Annotated in this window: 15 protein-coding genes; 12 read left to right on the top strand and 3 right to left on the bottom strand. The window is 69.6% G+C overall.

The genetic code is table 11. The annotated features are described in order from the left end of the window. Positions 1–360 precede the first annotated feature (360 nt). Positions 361–1119 (top strand): hypothetical protein, encoded by a 759-nt coding sequence (locus ACZOOI_RS42380; protein ID WP_465282153.1) that lies wholly within the window; start codon positions 361–363, stop codon positions 1117–1119. Positions 1120–1183: 64 nt separating this feature from the next. Here the strand turns inward: ACZOOI_RS42380 and ACZOOI_RS42375 are convergent, their stop codons facing one another. Continuing rightward, positions 1184–2692, bottom strand: coding sequence for a DUF4246 domain-containing protein (locus ACZOOI_RS42375; RefSeq protein WP_465282152.1), 1509 nt, complete (start codon positions 2690–2692; stop codon positions 1184–1186). 329 nt (positions 2693–3021) lie between these two features. Between ACZOOI_RS42375 and ACZOOI_RS42370 the strand changes: the two genes are divergently transcribed. From ACZOOI_RS42370 to ACZOOI_RS42355, 4 genes are all read left to right on the top strand, one after another. Beyond that, a complete protein-coding gene (locus tag ACZOOI_RS42370; protein ID WP_465282151.1) occupies positions 3022–3462 on the top strand; it encodes a peptidoglycan-binding protein in 441 nt (146 codons plus the stop codon). A 249-nt stretch (positions 3463–3711) separates the two neighbouring features. After that, positions 3712–4254 carry a hypothetical protein gene (locus ACZOOI_RS42365; RefSeq protein WP_465282150.1) on the top strand — a complete coding sequence of 181 codons (543 nt, stop codon included), beginning with the start codon at positions 3712–3714 and terminating at the stop codon, positions 4252–4254. A gap of 407 nt (positions 4255–4661) precedes the next feature. After that, on the top strand, positions 4662–4841 hold the full coding sequence (locus ACZOOI_RS42360; RefSeq protein ID WP_465282149.1) for a hypothetical protein: 180 nt from the start codon (positions 4662–4664) through the stop codon (positions 4839–4841). Next, entirely contained in the window at positions 4838–5533 is a 696-nt protein-coding gene (locus ACZOOI_RS42355) for a hypothetical protein (protein WP_465282148.1), read from the top strand. Before ACZOOI_RS42360 ends, ACZOOI_RS42355 begins: the two co-directional genes overlap by 4 nt. Positions 5534–5661: 128 nt before the next feature. On the opposite strand, the gene ACZOOI_RS42350 is transcribed toward ACZOOI_RS42355, so the two are convergent. Then, positions 5662–6144, bottom strand: a complete 483-nt coding sequence (locus ACZOOI_RS42350; RefSeq protein WP_465282147.1) for a hypothetical protein — start codon at positions 6142–6144, stop codon at positions 5662–5664. Positions 6145–6589: 445 nt separating this feature from the next. Here ACZOOI_RS42350 and ACZOOI_RS42345 point away from each other — a divergent pair, with 445 nt between their 5' ends. From ACZOOI_RS42345 to ACZOOI_RS42320, 6 genes are all read left to right on the top strand, one after another. Beyond that, the gene (locus ACZOOI_RS42345) at positions 6590–7444 is read left to right on the top strand and encodes an ABC transporter ATP-binding protein (RefSeq protein ID WP_465284159.1); all 855 of its coding nucleotides are present in this window, start codon (positions 6590–6592) and stop codon (positions 7442–7444) included. After that, on the top strand, positions 7441–8313 hold the full coding sequence (locus tag ACZOOI_RS42340; RefSeq protein WP_465282146.1) for an ABC transporter permease: 873 nt from the start codon (positions 7441–7443) through the stop codon (positions 8311–8313). Before ACZOOI_RS42345 ends, ACZOOI_RS42340 begins: the two co-directional genes overlap by 4 nt. A gap of 84 nt (positions 8314–8397) precedes the next feature. Then, on the top strand, positions 8398–9543 hold the full coding sequence (locus ACZOOI_RS42335) for an ABC transporter substrate-binding protein (protein ID WP_465282145.1): 1146 nt from the start codon (positions 8398–8400) through the stop codon (positions 9541–9543). Between the two features lie 460 nt (positions 9544–10003). Continuing rightward, positions 10004–11590, top strand: coding sequence for a PP2C family protein-serine/threonine phosphatase (locus tag ACZOOI_RS42330; protein ID WP_465282144.1), 1587 nt, complete (start codon positions 10004–10006; stop codon positions 11588–11590). Then, positions 11590–12675 carry a cobalamin B12-binding domain-containing protein gene (locus ACZOOI_RS42325; RefSeq protein ID WP_465282143.1) on the top strand — a complete coding sequence of 362 codons (1086 nt, stop codon included), beginning with the start codon at positions 11590–11592 and terminating at the stop codon, positions 12673–12675. Before ACZOOI_RS42330 ends, ACZOOI_RS42325 begins: the two co-directional genes overlap by 1 nt. Continuing rightward, on the top strand, positions 12672–13088 hold the full coding sequence (locus ACZOOI_RS42320) for an STAS domain-containing protein (protein WP_465282142.1): 417 nt from the start codon (positions 12672–12674) through the stop codon (positions 13086–13088). Before ACZOOI_RS42325 ends, ACZOOI_RS42320 begins: the two co-directional genes overlap by 4 nt. Before the next feature lie 475 nt (positions 13089–13563). Here the strand turns inward: ACZOOI_RS42320 and ACZOOI_RS42315 are convergent, their stop codons facing one another. Continuing rightward, positions 13564–14007, bottom strand: coding sequence for a MarR family winged helix-turn-helix transcriptional regulator (locus ACZOOI_RS42315; protein WP_465284158.1), 444 nt, complete (start codon positions 14005–14007; stop codon positions 13564–13566). Between the two features lie 212 nt (positions 14008–14219). Between ACZOOI_RS42315 and ACZOOI_RS42310 the strand changes: the two genes are divergently transcribed. Continuing rightward, positions 14220–15452: a PP2C family protein-serine/threonine phosphatase gene (locus ACZOOI_RS42310; protein WP_465282141.1), complete on the top strand. Its 1233-nt coding sequence runs from the start codon at positions 14220–14222 to the stop codon at positions 15450–15452. The last annotated feature ends 405 nt before the right edge of the window (positions 15453–15857 follow it).

Genomic DNA, 15857 nt, shown 5'->3' with positions numbered 1-15857 from the left:
TAGCCCATCGAACCGGATCGATGCCGGCCCTCCCCGGTCCACTGCGCTGTTGACGCTCGGAAGGCGCGTGGACGCGCGGTGCGTTCCCACCGGATCCTCCTGTCCCGATTGCGCGAGGGTGCGCGCGTACGCATGCACGCGTAGGACAATCTCCTCGCCCGGAGCACACCGACACCCGTCGAGCGAAAAGGCATCCGCACACCCGCATATCCGCATCAGTGCTCCACCGCAGGTCGAATCACCACCCCCCGACACGTCACTGCGACACACGTATCGTCGGGCATGCCCGGTCCCGGTACGCCGCTCATGGAGAGACGGAAACTCATGCGCTCCACACGTACACGATTGACCATGGTGGCGGTGGCCCCGCTGCTGCTGTTCGCCGTCGCTTGTTCCGACGACTCCGGCAGCTCCGGCAACAGCGCGGACGGCAAGAGTGGTTCGCCGACGAACGGTGCCACGACCGGATCCTCCACCAGTGCGCCGGGATCCCCGCAGACATCCGGGTCGGGCGTCCCCGCGCCGTCCGGCAGCGGCACGTCACGACCGTCGGGTGGCAAGGGCTCGGCAGCCAAGACGCTCAGCGCGGCGCAGCTCAAGGCCGCATTCGTGGTCGCCGCCGATCTCCCGGCGACCGGCTGGCGGGTTACCAAGCCGGAAACCGAGGAGCCGGACGCGTCGACGGTCGACAAGCCTGTCTGCCAACCCATCATGGACCTGATGGGCGGAGGCGGCGTGACCGGTCCCTCCGTCGCGCACATCAGCGGCGAGTTGACCCCGCCGGGCGCGGCGGAGTCGCAGTACGCGTTCTCCCTCGCCTCGTATCAACCGGGCGTGGCCGAGAAGCTGTTGAAGGACGCGAAGGCGGCTCTCCCCTCGTGCGGCACTTTCCGCTATCGCACGCTGACCTACCACGTGACGTCGCTGCCGACCCCGAACGTCGGCGACGAAAGCCTCGCCTTCAAGGTCTCTTCCGACATCGGCCTGAGCGCCGCCATGACCACGACGCGCGCCGGCTACGTCATCGTGCAGGGGGCCTCGCAAAACGCGGAAAAGGAGGTCCCACCGGCTGTCTTCAAGGCACAAACCGACAAGGTCACGGCGGCACAGCGCGGTTGAGGCCACTCCTGACGAGGACGGCTTCGTCGTGGCGACGGCCACCACCCGCCCGTCGAGTCCCGGTTCAGTGCTCGCAGAGGGAGAATTCTCGTTCGTACACCTGCTCGTTGTGTTCGTCGACGAAGAACTTGCGTTCCCGCATGAGTTGTTCGCGGTAGTTCCTGGCCTGGTCGAGCGTCATGGTCGAGGTGTCGGACCATGGTTGTTGCGGTGGCACATCGGATGTCGAGACGATCGTTTCCGACGGGTCGACCAGGAAGAACGCGAGAATTTTGCGATGCCCCGGGCGGGTGGGGTCCATGAGGCGGAACGAGCCGACGCGGTGTTGCAGGATGTTCGGGAACGCCAGGCAGCGGCCCGCCGGGGTCGATGTCGATCCCAGCATCTGGTTCAGTGCGTCTTCGTCCTCCAGCCCGTAGACCTCACGCAGGCCGTTGTCGTCGTTCTGTTCGTAGTGCGGGTCGTCGAGTGCCGCCCGGAAACTCAGGCTGCTCTCGGTGATGTTCTCGCTGTCCCAGTAGTAGATGCCGGTCGAGACGATCCGCTCGTTCATCATCCCCTCGACATGCCAGGAACCGCCCGGGTACTCGGGCTTGTCCGGGGTGAGATGAATGGTGGCGAGCTTGACGATGACCTGGAGACGGCGGCCGCGCAGGTCGACTCGGGCGGATTCATCGGGCAACTCGGGCGGGGTGAAGGCCGGGGCGTCCGGGACGACCGGACGGCGGTTTTCCCACCAGTCGTCCTGGGCCGCTTCCCATGCCCGGTGGGCTTCTGCGTAGGCCTCATCGTCGCTGTAGGAGGCTTTGTCCGGATACTCCGGCTCCGAGTCGTACCACCCATAGGGATCGGCCTCGATCCGCAGGGGCCGCGGGTGGCGCAGATCGGTGAGCACGTTCTCCAGCAGCGGGCGCACGCGCGCGAACACGTCCGGCAGGACGGAGGCCAGTTCGCGATGAGCCTCGGGGTGGACGTTGTTCACGTACGAGCGGAAGACGACATCGCCGTCGTCACTGACGTCGACGTCCGTGGGTAGCCACTGGAATTTCTCCGAGACTTCGTACTTCGACCAGCGGTCCGTCGGGTTCTGCCAAGCCCGCTCGGGTCCGCCGCTCACCTCTCGCACCAGGCAGAACAGTGAGGGATGGACCAGATCCAGTACCTGGTTGTCGGATCCGGGATGCCAGTCCTGTTCTGCCTCGGGAACCTGTTCGAGAACCCGAACCGCCTCGCGTAGCCGGGATCGGAGCTTGTCGTCGATCAGTGTGTCCGACTGCCACACCCCGTCGACGGCGGACACCTCGACGCCGGTTCGTTCGTCCCGCAGCGCGGCGTAGTGCGCGAGTTCGGCAAGCACGTAACGAACCTGCGCTTCGGTGAGGCCCTGGGCGACCGCTTCTTGCGTCCACCTGCCGACGATGTCGGCATCGTTCATCTTGTCGAACCACCCCGGCTTCGCCCGAATGTGTGCGCTGCACTGGATCATCTGAAGTTCCCGCAGCGTTCGGGGTGTCGCGAACGATATGGAACGGGAAGCTCGAAAGGGCAGCGGGAAAGCAGACAGGCCGGTCAACTCGCTTGGTCCTCCCAGTCGGTGTGCGGTGGCCGGAAGACTACTTCAACAGACCGACGCCGCAGCCGCGTTCCCTGTCGTCGCCGGTGGTCCGGGAGTCGGGGCCTCAGGGAACACACGCTCGCCGCGACCGACGCCAGCGGCGACACCGCAACCATCGCCGCGACCGTCGAGACGACCCGGCACCGTGAAACGCCCGCTCCGACGGGGCCGTGGCCCATGGGCGCCACGGCCCCGTCGCACGGACCCGCCCTCACAGGGCCGACGGCCTCCCGAACCGGACAAAACGTCACCGTGCATGATGAATCCGCCTGATCTAGCGTGGAAATATGAAGACACACGCCACGCATTACACAGTTGTCAAGGGCGACACACTCTCCGCGATTGCCGCAAGGTTCGGAACCACCGTCGAACGACTCGTCGAGTGGAACCACATCGCCGATCGAGATCGGATCCCGATCGGGCTGGATCTGCTGGTCGCCGAACCACAGCCGAGCGAGAGCTACGTACCGTTCCCGGGCGCCGGCTTCTTCACGAGTACGCAGGACCACCGGATCATCATGTCGATGGGGATCCGCCTGGTCCAGGAGGACTGCTCGGCCTGGCTCCCTCCGGAGGGACCCACGTCGCTGTGGACGAAGACCGCCCGGGAGTCCTACGCGATGTGGCAGCGCAAGCTCGGCTACCGGGGTTCGGACGCGGACGGCATTCCGGGCCCGACGTCCTGGACGAAACTCAAGGTGCCCTACTTCAACAACGAAGGCGACTGAAGACGCCCGGTGGCCGCCATGCCCGCCCTGCCCGGCGCAGCCTTCCACGGCTGTGTGCGATCCTCGGGCCGTCGCCGCTCAACGGACGGGAAGGACTTCCCCGCAAGCTCGCATAGGAATACCGACGTTACCCGAGACCGGTTCGCCGGCCCGGGGTCGTTGGTAGTCTCGCCCCCGACCTGAACGATGTACCTGCGGGGGAGCGTTGTGAGCGATCAGCCGAAATGGGCCTGGTGGGTCGTGGGGATCGTGATCCCTGTCGTAGGGATCGTGGTCTCGATCCAACTCGCCACGAACTCGGATTCCGACGACGATTCGCCGTCGAAGAACACCGCTGTCTCGGCGCCCGCCTCCACCGGCGGCCAGAACCCGGCACCCGCGTCCGGTCCCACGGCCTCGTCGGCTGCGAGCGGACCCGCGAAGGTGCTGGCCGGGCCGGTGCGCATCACGCTGACTGACAACGCCGACTACATCGACCTGGACAGCCCTTCGCCGACTCCCCAACCGTCGGGAAAGGGCACCGACGCGACGGTGGGGTTCAACCTCCCGGACCTGTCGCTCGGCCCGCCCCGTTCGGGCAACGTCGTGGCGATCGCCCCGCCTCAAGGCCCCGAGCCGACCCGGGACGATTGCAACCAGGCCATCACCAAGCGCGGCACCTACACGAGCGGCCCCCTGGCCCAGGGCATGCGCATGTGCCTCCAGACCGACGAGGGCCACACCGCCTACCTGCGCGTCACCAGCGTGCCCACCCGCAAGGCGATCACGTTCGAAGCCACCATCTGGGAGTGACCGCAAGCGCGGCGCGACCACCCCGACAGGGCCGACTCGTCGCACTCGGGGATCAAGTGCCGTGAGCGCGGCATGCGCACGCGCGTGGGGCAGTCTCTCGTATCACCCTCGACGGACAACCCCTCCGGGGCCGGCCGGCAGGCCGCCCGCTGTACGTCCTCGGCAAGGACAACGGCCGCCGGCCGATCGCGGCTGCGCAGAACACCCAGGCCCTCTCCGACCGACCCGCCGCGTGCCTGCCCGTCGCGGTCTGGAGTCCCCTCCTGTCTCCCAACCGCACCACGCCCACCACCGGCACCCGCATCCGCCGCACCACCCGGCTCACCCGGCGTAACGTCGCGAAGACCTACGCCGACCACCCGGTGCTCACCAACGTCTCCCTGACCGTGAAAAAATCCGGGGAGAGGGTGGGCATCGACCGCAACGCGGGCCGGGTTACCCGCGACATCCACGAACTCCCGGTCGCCGAACCCGACTCCGGCCCACACCCGATCGTCTGGGGCCCGAACGGCCGTGGTTCACCCCCGTGCGCGCCGATCCCCGCCGACGTCAACCACCGCACCTCGACGCAGGAGGACAGCAGATGACCGGGCACAATCCCCCTGCGGACGGCGAAGTCCGGGATCCCTTCGGGACGTTGCACCGGGCATTGTGGATCGGCGGCGGCCAGTGGGCCGGGAAATCGACCGTGGCCCGACTCCTGGCCGTCCGGCACTGCGTCACCGTCTATCACTACGACTACCACGACGCGCGTGCTCACAACGATCGCCGGATCGCCCGTCGCGTCGGCCGCGGCGAGCCGCCCGCCGAGACCGACCCGGACAAGGTGTGGGTCCATCGCACCCCGGAGGAGATGGCCACCGAGACCCTGGCCGGCTTCCCGGACCGGTTCGAATGGGCCCTGGACGACCTGCGCGCCCTCGTCTCGGGCCACCCGATCATCGCCGAGGGGTGGGGGCTCCGTCCCGAACTCGTCGCGCCGCTCATCGACTCACCGCGCCGGATGGTCGTGATGGTGCCCACGCCGGAGTTCCGCCGACACCAGCTCCGCGAACTTCCCCGAGCCGCCTCGCTCGGGCACCGCGTCAGCGATCCGGTCCGAGCCCAGGCCAACCGCCTCGCCCGGGATCGCCTCGTCGCCGAGGACGCCGTCCGCACCGCCCGTCGGCTCGGCATCCGCGTGATCGAAGTCGACGGATCCCGCGATGCCGCCGCGATCGCAGAGATCGTCGCCGACCACTTCGGCCCCTACCTCCCGCGTCACCAGCACGAGGTTTGATCACCCACCTCGACGTGGCCGAACTCGCGGAGCGGATCGGATGCCAGGGTGCGGCGTTGCGGCCAGGGTCGGCCAGGCGTCCGGCGAATCGTTCGTAGCCGATCATGCCGCGCAACCCGGTTCGAGCGCTATGACCTGGATATGGTGCCGTCGGGGATCTCGGCGGTCTTCGCCTTGTCGCCGGGGACCAGCAGGTGCTCGTAGCCGGCGCTGCGCCAGACCAGCCTCTTGAACTGTTCCGGCGTCAGGGTGCCCCGCCACGGTGTGTCGCCGGGGCAGAACACCGCTTCGCACGCGGGACAGTAGTGCGCCGGCTTCCAGATCGGATCGGCCCGCGCCTCGCCGGCCGACTCGGAGTGTTTGTCGCGCCGGTCGCTGCGGACCACCGCGATGGTTCCGACGAACAGCAGCACCGCCACCACCGCGCCGCCGATCGTGTACAGGGGCTTGTCGTTGGCCACGCCCGTGTACGCGAAGCCGATCGCCATGGCGACCATGACCATGCCCTCGGCGAAGTGCAGGCAGCCGTCGCCGGAGGTGTTCGGCCCCTTCGCCAGACGATCGTGCAGATTCTTCCGCGAGGCCCCCTTGGCCGACAGCGCGCTCTCCACCGAACGAGCCTCGGAGCCACCGCAGTTCGGGCAACGGACGCCGGCCGGCTGTGCTGTTTCATGGTTCGCCATACCTGTCACGTTAGTCCGGCCCGGATGCCCGGTGCGTCGGCACCCGGGTCACCTGCCGCGTCGCTCGCGTCGTCGGCACGCGACCGCGCCTTCGGGCGCCGGCTCACCCGCGACACGGCCGGGACGTGCGCCCGCACGTGGTGGGCACGTTCATGATCGAAGTCGTCTTGTCGATGCGATCGATTGTGAAATCTGACGCATCGTCATATCGTCACGCCGGTCGAACGGAATGATCGACTCCGGTGGGGACACCGGGTGTGCTCGAACGCGCACGCATACGTGCACTGGACGCACGGATCGACGGATCGCACGGAGTTCAGGGGTGAGACACGTGAGCCAGGAGCTGCCCGAACCGGCCGCGCAGGCCGGCAGGATCCGAGCCGTGGGGATCGAACGCCGGTTCGGTCGCGGCGCGAGCCGGGTGCACGCACTCGGCCCACTCGATCTGGACGTCGGCGCCGGAGAGTTCTGCTGCGTCGTCGGCCCGTCCGGGTGTGGCAAGTCCACGTTCCTGCGGATCGTGGCCGGCCTGGTCAAGCCGACTGCCGGCCGGGTCGAGGTGACGGCGACGACCGCGCACCCGGCCGCGATGGTGTTCCAGAACTACGGCATCAGCCCGTGGAAGACGGTACTGGCCAACGTCCGGTTCGGTCTGGACCTGCGCCGGGTGCCGCGCAAGGAGGCGGACGCGCGAGCGCGCGACTGGCTGGGTCGACTCGGCCTCGCCGACTTCGCCGACCGCTATCCCGCGGCCCTGTCCGGCGGGATGCAGCAGCGCGTATCGATCGCCCGCGCGCTCGCGGTCGAGCCGGAGATCCTGCTCATGGACGAACCGTTCGCGGCCCTGGACGCGCAGTTGCGGACGATCCTGCAGGACGAACTCCTGGAGATCTGCCAGGCGGACCGGCGCACCGTCCTGTTCGTGACGCACAGCCTGGAGGAAGCGCTGGTCCTGGGCGATCGCGTGCTGGTGATGTCCGCGCGCCCGGGACGACTGATCGCCGAGCGGGTACCGCCGTTCGCCCGTCCGCGCACCGGAGAGGTGCGCAGGTCACCGGAGTTCGCCGCGATGCAGGCCGAACTGTGGGAACTGCTGCGCGGCGAGGTCGAGCAAGCGTCCACCCAGGAGCAGGAAACGGACCGGGCGCAGGAGACGGGCCCGGAGCAGGACCCGGACCCGGAGCAGGGCGGCAGGCGGAACAAGGACAAGGAGGAGGTCGCGTCGTGACGGTCACCGTGAAGGACAACGCGCCGATCCGGGTGCTCGTCCGCGAGCCGGGCGCCGCCGAGCGCGACCCCGGCCGGGCGCGGACGCGACGCCGACTCGTGGAGATCGGCCTGGCCGTGGCCGTTCCCGTGCTGCTCCTGCTGTGGTGGCAACTCGCGGCGACCCAGGGGTGGGTCGACGACCGCCTCTACCCCGCACCCTCGACCATCGTCGCGGACGGCTGGACCGATGCCGCCGACGGCAAGTTGTGGCCGGACGTGTGGGCCACCCTGGCCCGGGTCCTGCCCGGCTACGCGATCGGCGCGTTCGGCGGATTCGTCGTCGGCCTCCTGATGGGCACCAACGCGCTGATCCGGGCCGCGCTCGAACCCACCCTGGACGCCCTGTACGTGGTGCCCAAGCTCGCGCTCCTGCCGATCTTCATGACCATGTTCGGCCTCGGCGAGGCGCCGCACATCGCGCTCGTCGCGGTGACGGTGTTCTTCTTCGTCTGGATCGCGACGATGGCCGCGGTCATCGCCGTGCCCGACGGCTACCGCGAGGCCGGGGCGGTCTTCGGCGCCGGTCCCTGGCAGATGTTCCGACATGTGCTGCTGCCCGCGTCGCTGCCGCAGGTCATGGTGGGCCTGCGGATCTCGGCGGGCGTCGCGGTCCTGGTCATCATCGCCTCCGAGGGGATCGCCTCGCCCGACAACAAGGGCCTGGGCTACGTGATCTTCAACTCGCGCCAACTCTTCGACAACCGCGCGATGTTCGTCGGGATCATCGTGGTCGCGATCGTCGGGGTGCTCTTCTCCGAGCTGATCCGCTACGTGGGTCGAGTGTGCACCCCGTGGGCACCGCGCGACCGCGGTCCCGGGCAGTCCTGACCCGACGTCACCACCTCGGCCGGGCCGCCTCGTGCGCGGCCGGGCCCGATCACACCTGGGCGCACCGACTCCGAAAGGTACATCATGGCGAGACGCGGATTCCTGACGGCCACCGCACTGTTGGCGTGCACCACGCTGCTCGCCGGGTGCGGCGGCTCCGCCGACTCCGGCTCGGGCCGGGACAAGACCCCGCAGCCCAAGCGTGCGATCGAGGCGGTCGCGGGATGTGAGCACGCGTGGACCGATCCGGCCGACCTGGCCCCGACCCGCAAGCCCGCGCGCTGCGCGGCGGGTTCGCCCGCTGCGAAGCCGCTCGCGCAGAGAGTGAAGATCACCGTGACGGCGGGATCGTTGTCGGCCGAATATCTCGGGCCGCTGCGCACCGCGATCGCCAAGGGCGAGTTCGCGAAGGAGGGCCTGGACGTCGAACTCAAGCAGATGCCCGCCACCGATGCGATCACCCTGCTCGCCAAGGGCCAGGTGGACGTGCTGTATTCGGCGCCCGAGGCCGGCATGGTCAACGCGGTCAAGCAGGGCTTCGACATCAAGTGGGTCGCGGGCAACTACTCGGTGGCCCCCGAGTCCAAGACCGGGGTCTGGGCCCGGGTCAAAAACGGCCGGACCGGAGACGCGGTGGACCTCAAGAACGCGCGTTTCGGCACGCTGGTGGGCAAGACATCGGTGATCATGTACCCGATCGAGAGCGTGCTCGCCCAGCACAAGACCAAGCCCACCGAGGTCTCCTTCCAACAACTGGACGGCGCGGGCGTGCCCGAGGCGTTCAAGAACGGTGGCATCGACGCCGCCTGGCTGCTCGACCCGATCTGGAAGGACTTCGAGGGCAAGCCCGAGTACACCTTCCTGGGCGGTCAGCCGGTCGGCGAACCGCTCGGCGGAATGCTCTACGGGGAAAACCTCCTGGCCAAGAACCGGGATGCCGGCGTCGCGTTCCTGCGCGCGCTGATCCGCACCGTGAACACGTACTTCGCGGGCGACTACAAGCAGGACCCGGCCTTCGTCCAGGAGTTGGCGACGACGCTGGGCAGCAAGCCCGAACTGCTGAAGTCCGTGCCCGCGCAGGTGGTGGACTGGGAGATCCGCGGCGGCACGACCGACCGGGTGCAGAAGATGTACATCGAGGGCAAGGTGGTCGAGGCCCCCGCGCTGCCGGAGGACAAACTCGTCGATCGGTCCTTCTACGCGGAGGCCGTGGGCCACACCGGCCCCTGAGCGCGGCGCCCCTCATTCGGGCGGGGCGACACCGGGCCGAACGCGTTCGAGGCATCGTGGTCGCCGGGGTCGCAGGACCCGTCCCCCGCCGACCTGGACACCGCGCTTGGCGCTGCCCCGGCGAGAACGCCGTCAACCGTCCGGGTACGGCGCCATCCCGCCCCGGGTATGTCCGGCCGTGGCCGAGAAGCGGCGGTCGAGGGGAGCCGATCACGCGTAACGGAATAGTAGTCATGTGACGGAATGGTGGAATTGTCAGGTTATGCGCCGGGTGTTGCATACGGTCGGCGCATGCGACACGGTTGCAGGAAGACAACTGTTGTCGAACGGCAGAGAGGTGGTGGGGTGCGCGCGATGCGTTCCCCGGCTTGTGATCCGTTCCTCGGGTACCCCCGACATTCCGCGCGATGGTGGCGTTCGCGTCGGCACAGCGTGGAGTAACGCTCCCTATCCCGTCCTCGTGGCCGACCGCGCCGGGGACATCGTCGAAACGAATGAAGTCGCGCACTGTCTGTTCGCGCACGCCGCAGAGGCCGGTGAGAGTCTGGCGGCAGGCGGCCTTCCGCACTGGCTCGCCGAGGCACATCATCGCCTGCCGTCGGTCGGGGCGCCCCGGGAGGCTGTCTCGGGCGCGGTCGCCGGCCGTACGTTCGAGGCGCATCCTTCGCCGGGCGCGGGCGGGGATGTGGTGTGGTGGCTGGTGGAGGATACCGATCTGCGTCTGGCCGAGCGGGCGTTGCGCGGTGAGCGTGAGCGTGCCGCGTTGCTGGCGGAGATCTCCGGTGCGTTGTTGTCGTCGCTGAACGTGGAGCGCTGCGCGGAGGTGACGGCGCGGATGGCGGCGGATCACCTCGCCGATGCGGCGGTCATCATCGCCCCGGCCCAGGGTCGCCGTCATGCGCTGACGTATGCGCAGGTCGGCGGTGAGGTCACGAAGGCACTGCTGTCCATCGACACGGGAACGCTTCCCGGGCTGGCGGAGGCGTTGCAAGGTTTTCCGCCGGTACCGACGCGGTGGATCGACCCGGGCGACGTCCCCGACTGGGTCGTGCCACCGGACTTCGCCGGTGTGATCGGGTCGGTGATCGTCACCCCGTTGCCCGGGCACGGGGTTCCCGCCGGGGTGCTGATCCTGCTGCGTCCCAGCACACAACGGGCGTTCACGGACGGCGAGGAAGTCTTCGCACGGCTCTTCGCCGCACGCGCGGGTACCGCTCTGTCGGCGGCGCGGCTGTACGCGGAGCAGGCGTCGATCACGGCCACACTGCTACGGGAATTGTTGCCGCCGCGGCTGGAGCGGGTGCACGGTGTGGAGTACGCCGGTGCCTACCGGGCCGCACACGACCACGAGCGCGTCGGCGGCGACTTCTACGACGTCCATCCAGGGGTGGATCCCTCCCGGGAGACGTTCGTCGTCCTGGGGGACGTGGCGGGCAAGGGCCTGGAGGCCGCCGTGCTGACGGGCAAGATCCGCAGCGTGCTGCACGCGCTGTTGCCGCTGTCCGGTGACCACCAGCAGGTCCTTGCCCTCCTCAACGACGCCCTGATCAACTCCCATCACACCCGCTTCGCAACCCTGGTGCTGGCCTCCGTTCGACGCAGTGCGGGGCAGGTGCGGCTGCGGTTGACGAGCGCCGGACATCTCCCGCCGCTGATCGTCCGGGCAAGCGGGCGGGTGGAGGAAGCCGCCACCGGCGGCACCCTCATCGGGGCTCTGCCCGAGGTCCGGGCGCGGAGCGTGGATGTGGTTCTGGCGCCGGGGGAGACGTGCCTGTTGTACACGGACGGGATCACCGAGGCCCGCGGCGGGCCTCTGGGCAACCAGCTCTACGGTGAGACGAGACTGCAGGAGGCCCTGCGCGAGTGCGCGCGGATGCCGGCGGAGGCGGTGGTGGAGCGGGTACAGATGCTGGCGGCGCAGTGGCTGGGAGGCGGCCGTCACGACGACATGGCCACCCTGGCGATCACCAGCCCGACGGACGGCCACGACGCGCTCGACGTGGTGGGCGGGCACGGGGACCCCCACCTGCAACGCGAGGAGCCGTGATGACCGACGCCACGAACCACGACACGGCCCCGGAGCTTTCGGAGCGACTGTGGACGGCGGTGATCGGCAGGGACGAGCCGGCCGCGATGCGGCTGGTCGCCGCGGCGGCCGATGCCGGAGCCGATCGCGAGTCGTTGCTGCTGGACGTCGTGGCCGGCGTGCAGCACCGCATCGGGGTCGAATGGGCCGCCGACCGGATCAGTGTGGCCGAGGAACACGCGGCCACCGCGATCACCGACCGGATCATCGCCGCCCTCGCCCACCACCGTCCCGCACCGCCCCTCCCGCGGAGTCGGGGGCGGATCACGGTGGCCTGCGTCGACGGCGAATGGCACTCGCTGCCCGCCCGGCTGCTGGCCGAGGTGCTCACTCGGCGCGGCTGGCGGGTGGACTTCCTCGGCGCCCATACCCCTACTCCGCACCTGATCGCACACGTGCACCAGGCCAACCCGGCTGCCGTGCTGCTGTCGGCCTCGCTGCCCACCCACCTGCCCGCGGCGCACCAGGCGGTGACCGCCGTGCAGTCACTCGGTATCCCGGTCATGGTCGGCGGCGCCGCCTTCGGGGTCGACGGCCGCTACGCCCGTCTGCTTCGGGCCGACGCCTGGGCCCCCGACGCGCGACGCGCCGCCGACCTCTTGGCCCGGGGTCTCACCAGCCATCGGGCGGTTCAGCGGCATCAGATCGACGACCTGCCCCACCTCGGCGACCAGGAATACACCCTCGTCAAGACCAGCCGCACCACCCTGGTGCGGGAATGTCTGGCCGGCCTGGACAAGCGCCTGCCCGCCATGCCCTCGTACAGCGCCGCCCAGCGCGAACGAACCGCCGAAGACCTCGCCCACATCGTGGACTTCCTCGCCACGGCCCTCTACGTCGACGACGCCGCGCTGTTCACCTCGTTCATCACGTGGACCGCGGACATCCTCGCCGCCCGCCGCGTGCCCGTCGCCGGCTTGCGCCTGGGGTTGGAGGTCCTGGCCGGGCAGCTGCACGACTTCCCCCGCGCCCGCGGCTTCCTCGACATCGCAGCGGACACCCTGCCCATGGCCCCCGCCCACTCCGGCCCGGAACGCACCGCATGACCTCGTACGTACCGGTCGAGCTCTCCGTCCACGTCCGGGCCGACGACGCACACTCGCTGCACCTGGCCATCCGGGGAGACCTCGACTACGACTCCATCGACGCGTTCACCCACACGGTGAATGCGGCGCTGGACGCACACGTGGAGCAGCACGGGCCGGTCCTGCGTCAGGTGCACCTGGATTGGGAAGGCCTGACCGCCATCGACTCCGGCGGACTGTCCGCTCTGATCGGCGTGGGCCGCCGCACACATTCCGCCGGAGTCACCGTGCACCTGCACCGGCAACCCGTCCACCTGACCCGCTTGCTCGAAATCACCGGCGTCGACGGGTACCTCACCGGGCACACCCACGCCGGCGGTCACGCTTGCGCAGCGGACGCGGGCGGCGACGCCGAGTCCGCCCCCATCCCCTGAGGGCCGGCGCCCGACGGCGGCAAGCCGGCGCCTCGGCGTGCACGCGGCGGGGCCGAGTGCCGAACCCTGCCCGCCCGCGCGGCGCCCGCCCGTCGCACGTGCCCGCGCGTTGTCCGGGTCGCGTTCACGAGGTCGTCCCCGAGGAACGCGCCCAGGCTCACGCGGACCGAAACCGTGACACATGTCCACCCGCAACATTTGTCATCAGTCAATCATTCGATACGCTTCGCTTCGGACGGCGGGCAGGGCAACCGACGTCGAAGACAACGACATTGGTCCCGTCGCTCGGTCCGCTCGCCCGCGGTCGGGTGTGCCCGCTCGTCCGACGAAAGGAGTCGCCATGGGACATCGGCATCGGCCGGCGTCCGGTCGCGACGCATCGGATCGACGTGCCGGATGTGCCGGACGTGCTCGGCGCTCCCGGCACGCGATGAAGCGGGCGCACCGTGCAGCCCGCACGTGGCGTGCGGTCGCCTCAAGCGGTCTGCGCGTGCGGGGCGAGCGATGCGTCCGGCATCTCGTCCAGGACCGGAATGGCGGCGTTGTGCAGGGATTCGAGCCCCTTCAGCAGCATCGCCCGGGATTCGCCCGACATGCGCGCGGTGACGACCGCCAGTTCCCGCTCCCGGCGGGCCCGCAGATCCGCCAGGAAGGCGCAGCCCCGCCCGCTCAGCCGCAACTGCAGTTCGCGACGACTGCTGGCACTGGGCAGGCGCTCGACGAAACCCACCGCCTGCAGGCGGTCGCACAGGCGACTCGTCGAGGAGGGCGTGGACCGCAGGCCGTCGGCCAACGTGCGCAGGTTGATCCCCTCGTGCTGCTCGAGCAGAAACAGCGCGCGCAGCTGTGAGGTGGACACGGGTGCGGTGGACGCCCGCCCCAGCAGCATTTCGAGCAGTTCGGCCGCCGCGGTCGCCACGCGCGCCGTCTCGTCCGAATGGTCGTGTCGAGAGGAGCTAACCCCGCTCACCGCCTTACTCTGACGCCCGAAACGGCCCCGGCCCCACGGCCGCGCCGTCACCACAATAGACGCTGAAAAAGCGGTTGATCCGACAGGCGGTCCGGGCCGTTCCACGGACGCGCACGAGGGTGCCACCGCCGCACCCCGCAGAGAACGGCTGAAAACATACCGTGAACGCATCCGAGGAAGCCGAGCGCGCGCTGCGCGCCGCACCTCCGCATGGGCTGCCGGACGCCGTCCGAAGCGTGCTGACGAGGCACTATCGGGCAGAATCCGTCGACCTGCTGATGGCCGACTACGGCCTGACCGTTCTGCAATCGGTGTCCGCGCTCCCGCACGCCACCGAACCCCTCTCCGTCGACAACAGCCCCCAGGGCCGAGCGTTCGGCGCGCAGGAGCCCGTACGCGAGGAACGGGAAGAGACCACTGTCCTCCACCTTCCGGTGACCGTACGCGGCGACCGCCTCGGTGTACTCACCGTCACCTTCCCCGCCGACGCCTGCCCGCCGGCGATCGTGGCCGAACTCGCCGACATCGCCGAGATGCTGGCCCACGCGGTGATCGTCGCCGAACGCGACACCGACGTCTATCTCCAGGCCCGGCGCAAGGACCGCCTGACCCTGGCGGCCGAAATGCAGTGGCAACTCCTGCCCGGACGAGCCTGCAGCCGCGACGAATACGCCATCGGCGCCCAACTCGAGCCCGCCTACGCCGTGCACGGCGACAACTTCGACTGGTCCGCCACCGCCGACCACCTCTTCCTGACGGTCACCAACGGCATGGGCGAGGGTATCGACGCCGCCCTGCTCAGCAACCTCACGATCAATGCCCTGCGCAACGCCCGACGCGCCGGCATCCCCATCGCCGACCAGGCCGCCCTCGCCGACCAGGCCGTCTTCGCCCAGCACCAGGGCAACGCCTACCTGTCCGTCCTGCTGCTGGACTTCGAACTGGCCACCGGACGAGTCCACGTGGTCGACGCCGGCTCCCCGCGCCTGCTGCTCCTGCGCGAGGGCACGGTGACTCCGATCGACTTCGACGCGCAACTGCCCCTGGGCATGTTCGAGGAGACCGACTACACGGCGCAGGAGTTTTACGCCAGGCCCGGCGACCGTCTCGTGTTCGTCAGCGACGGTGTCCACGCGGTCGCCTCACCGTCCGGCGAAGCCTACGGCGACCGCGCGTTGGCTCGGGCGATCAACGCCACCCGGCTGCTGCCGCCCGCCGAGATGCCTCGCGCGGTCCTGCGCGAACTCACCCGCCACCGCGGACGACCCGTCCCCGACGACGACGCCCTGGTCGTCTGCCTGGACTGGTACGGCATGCCCGCCACCGACCGCCCGACAGCCGAGGACCCCGATCGGCCCCCCACCTTCCCCGCGCCACCTCACGATCCGCGGTGACGACACAACGCGGCACGGCGCTCGCTCGGCGATGACCGGGAGGCTCGTCGGGGCGGCGCCGACGGAGTAGGTCCTGCCACCGTCGCGCCGCCGACACTCCCGGCCCATGGCCCCCGACGCGACGCCGGACGCGGGTACCGGGATCACGCCGCCGTCCTGAGGCCGTGCCGGCGGTGGAGGACCCGGACCCGCACATCACCCCCGCGCGAAGCGCGCTTGCTCACGCGATGTAATCGGCTACGAACCCGGACCCCGTCGCCGCTCCCGGGCCGTGGCGGTGCCACACGACCAGCGACACCGACCACCTGAGCCCAAGTCGTAGAGCACAGGCCGACATTCGACCTCGGCCCGGCCCCCTCACCCTCGCCGCCGCATTGCAACCGGCGCTGCACAGCCACCACGCGG

The sequence above is a fragment of the Embleya sp. L77 genome (assembly GCF_055557415.1).
This window is presented reverse-complemented; position numbering and strand designations above follow the sequence as displayed.

Excerpts from the sequence above, each read along its gene's own strand:
- ACZOOI_RS42320 (WP_465282142.1), top strand. The coding sequence starts at position 12,672 with ATGACCTCGTACGTACCGGTCGAGCTCTCCGTCCACGTCCGGGCCGAC.
- ACZOOI_RS42325 (WP_465282143.1), top strand. The coding sequence starts at position 11,590 with ATGACCGACGCCACGAACCACGACACGGCCCCGGAGCTTTCGGAGCGA.
- ACZOOI_RS42355 (WP_465282148.1), top strand. The coding sequence starts at position 4,838 with ATGACCGGGCACAATCCCCCTGCGGACGGCGAAGTCCGGGATCCCTTC.
- ACZOOI_RS42335 (WP_465282145.1), top strand. The coding sequence starts at position 8,398 with ATGGCGAGACGCGGATTCCTGACGGCCACCGCACTGTTGGCGTGCACC.
- ACZOOI_RS42370 (WP_465282151.1), top strand. The coding sequence starts at position 3,022 with ATGAAGACACACGCCACGCATTACACAGTTGTCAAGGGCGACACACTC.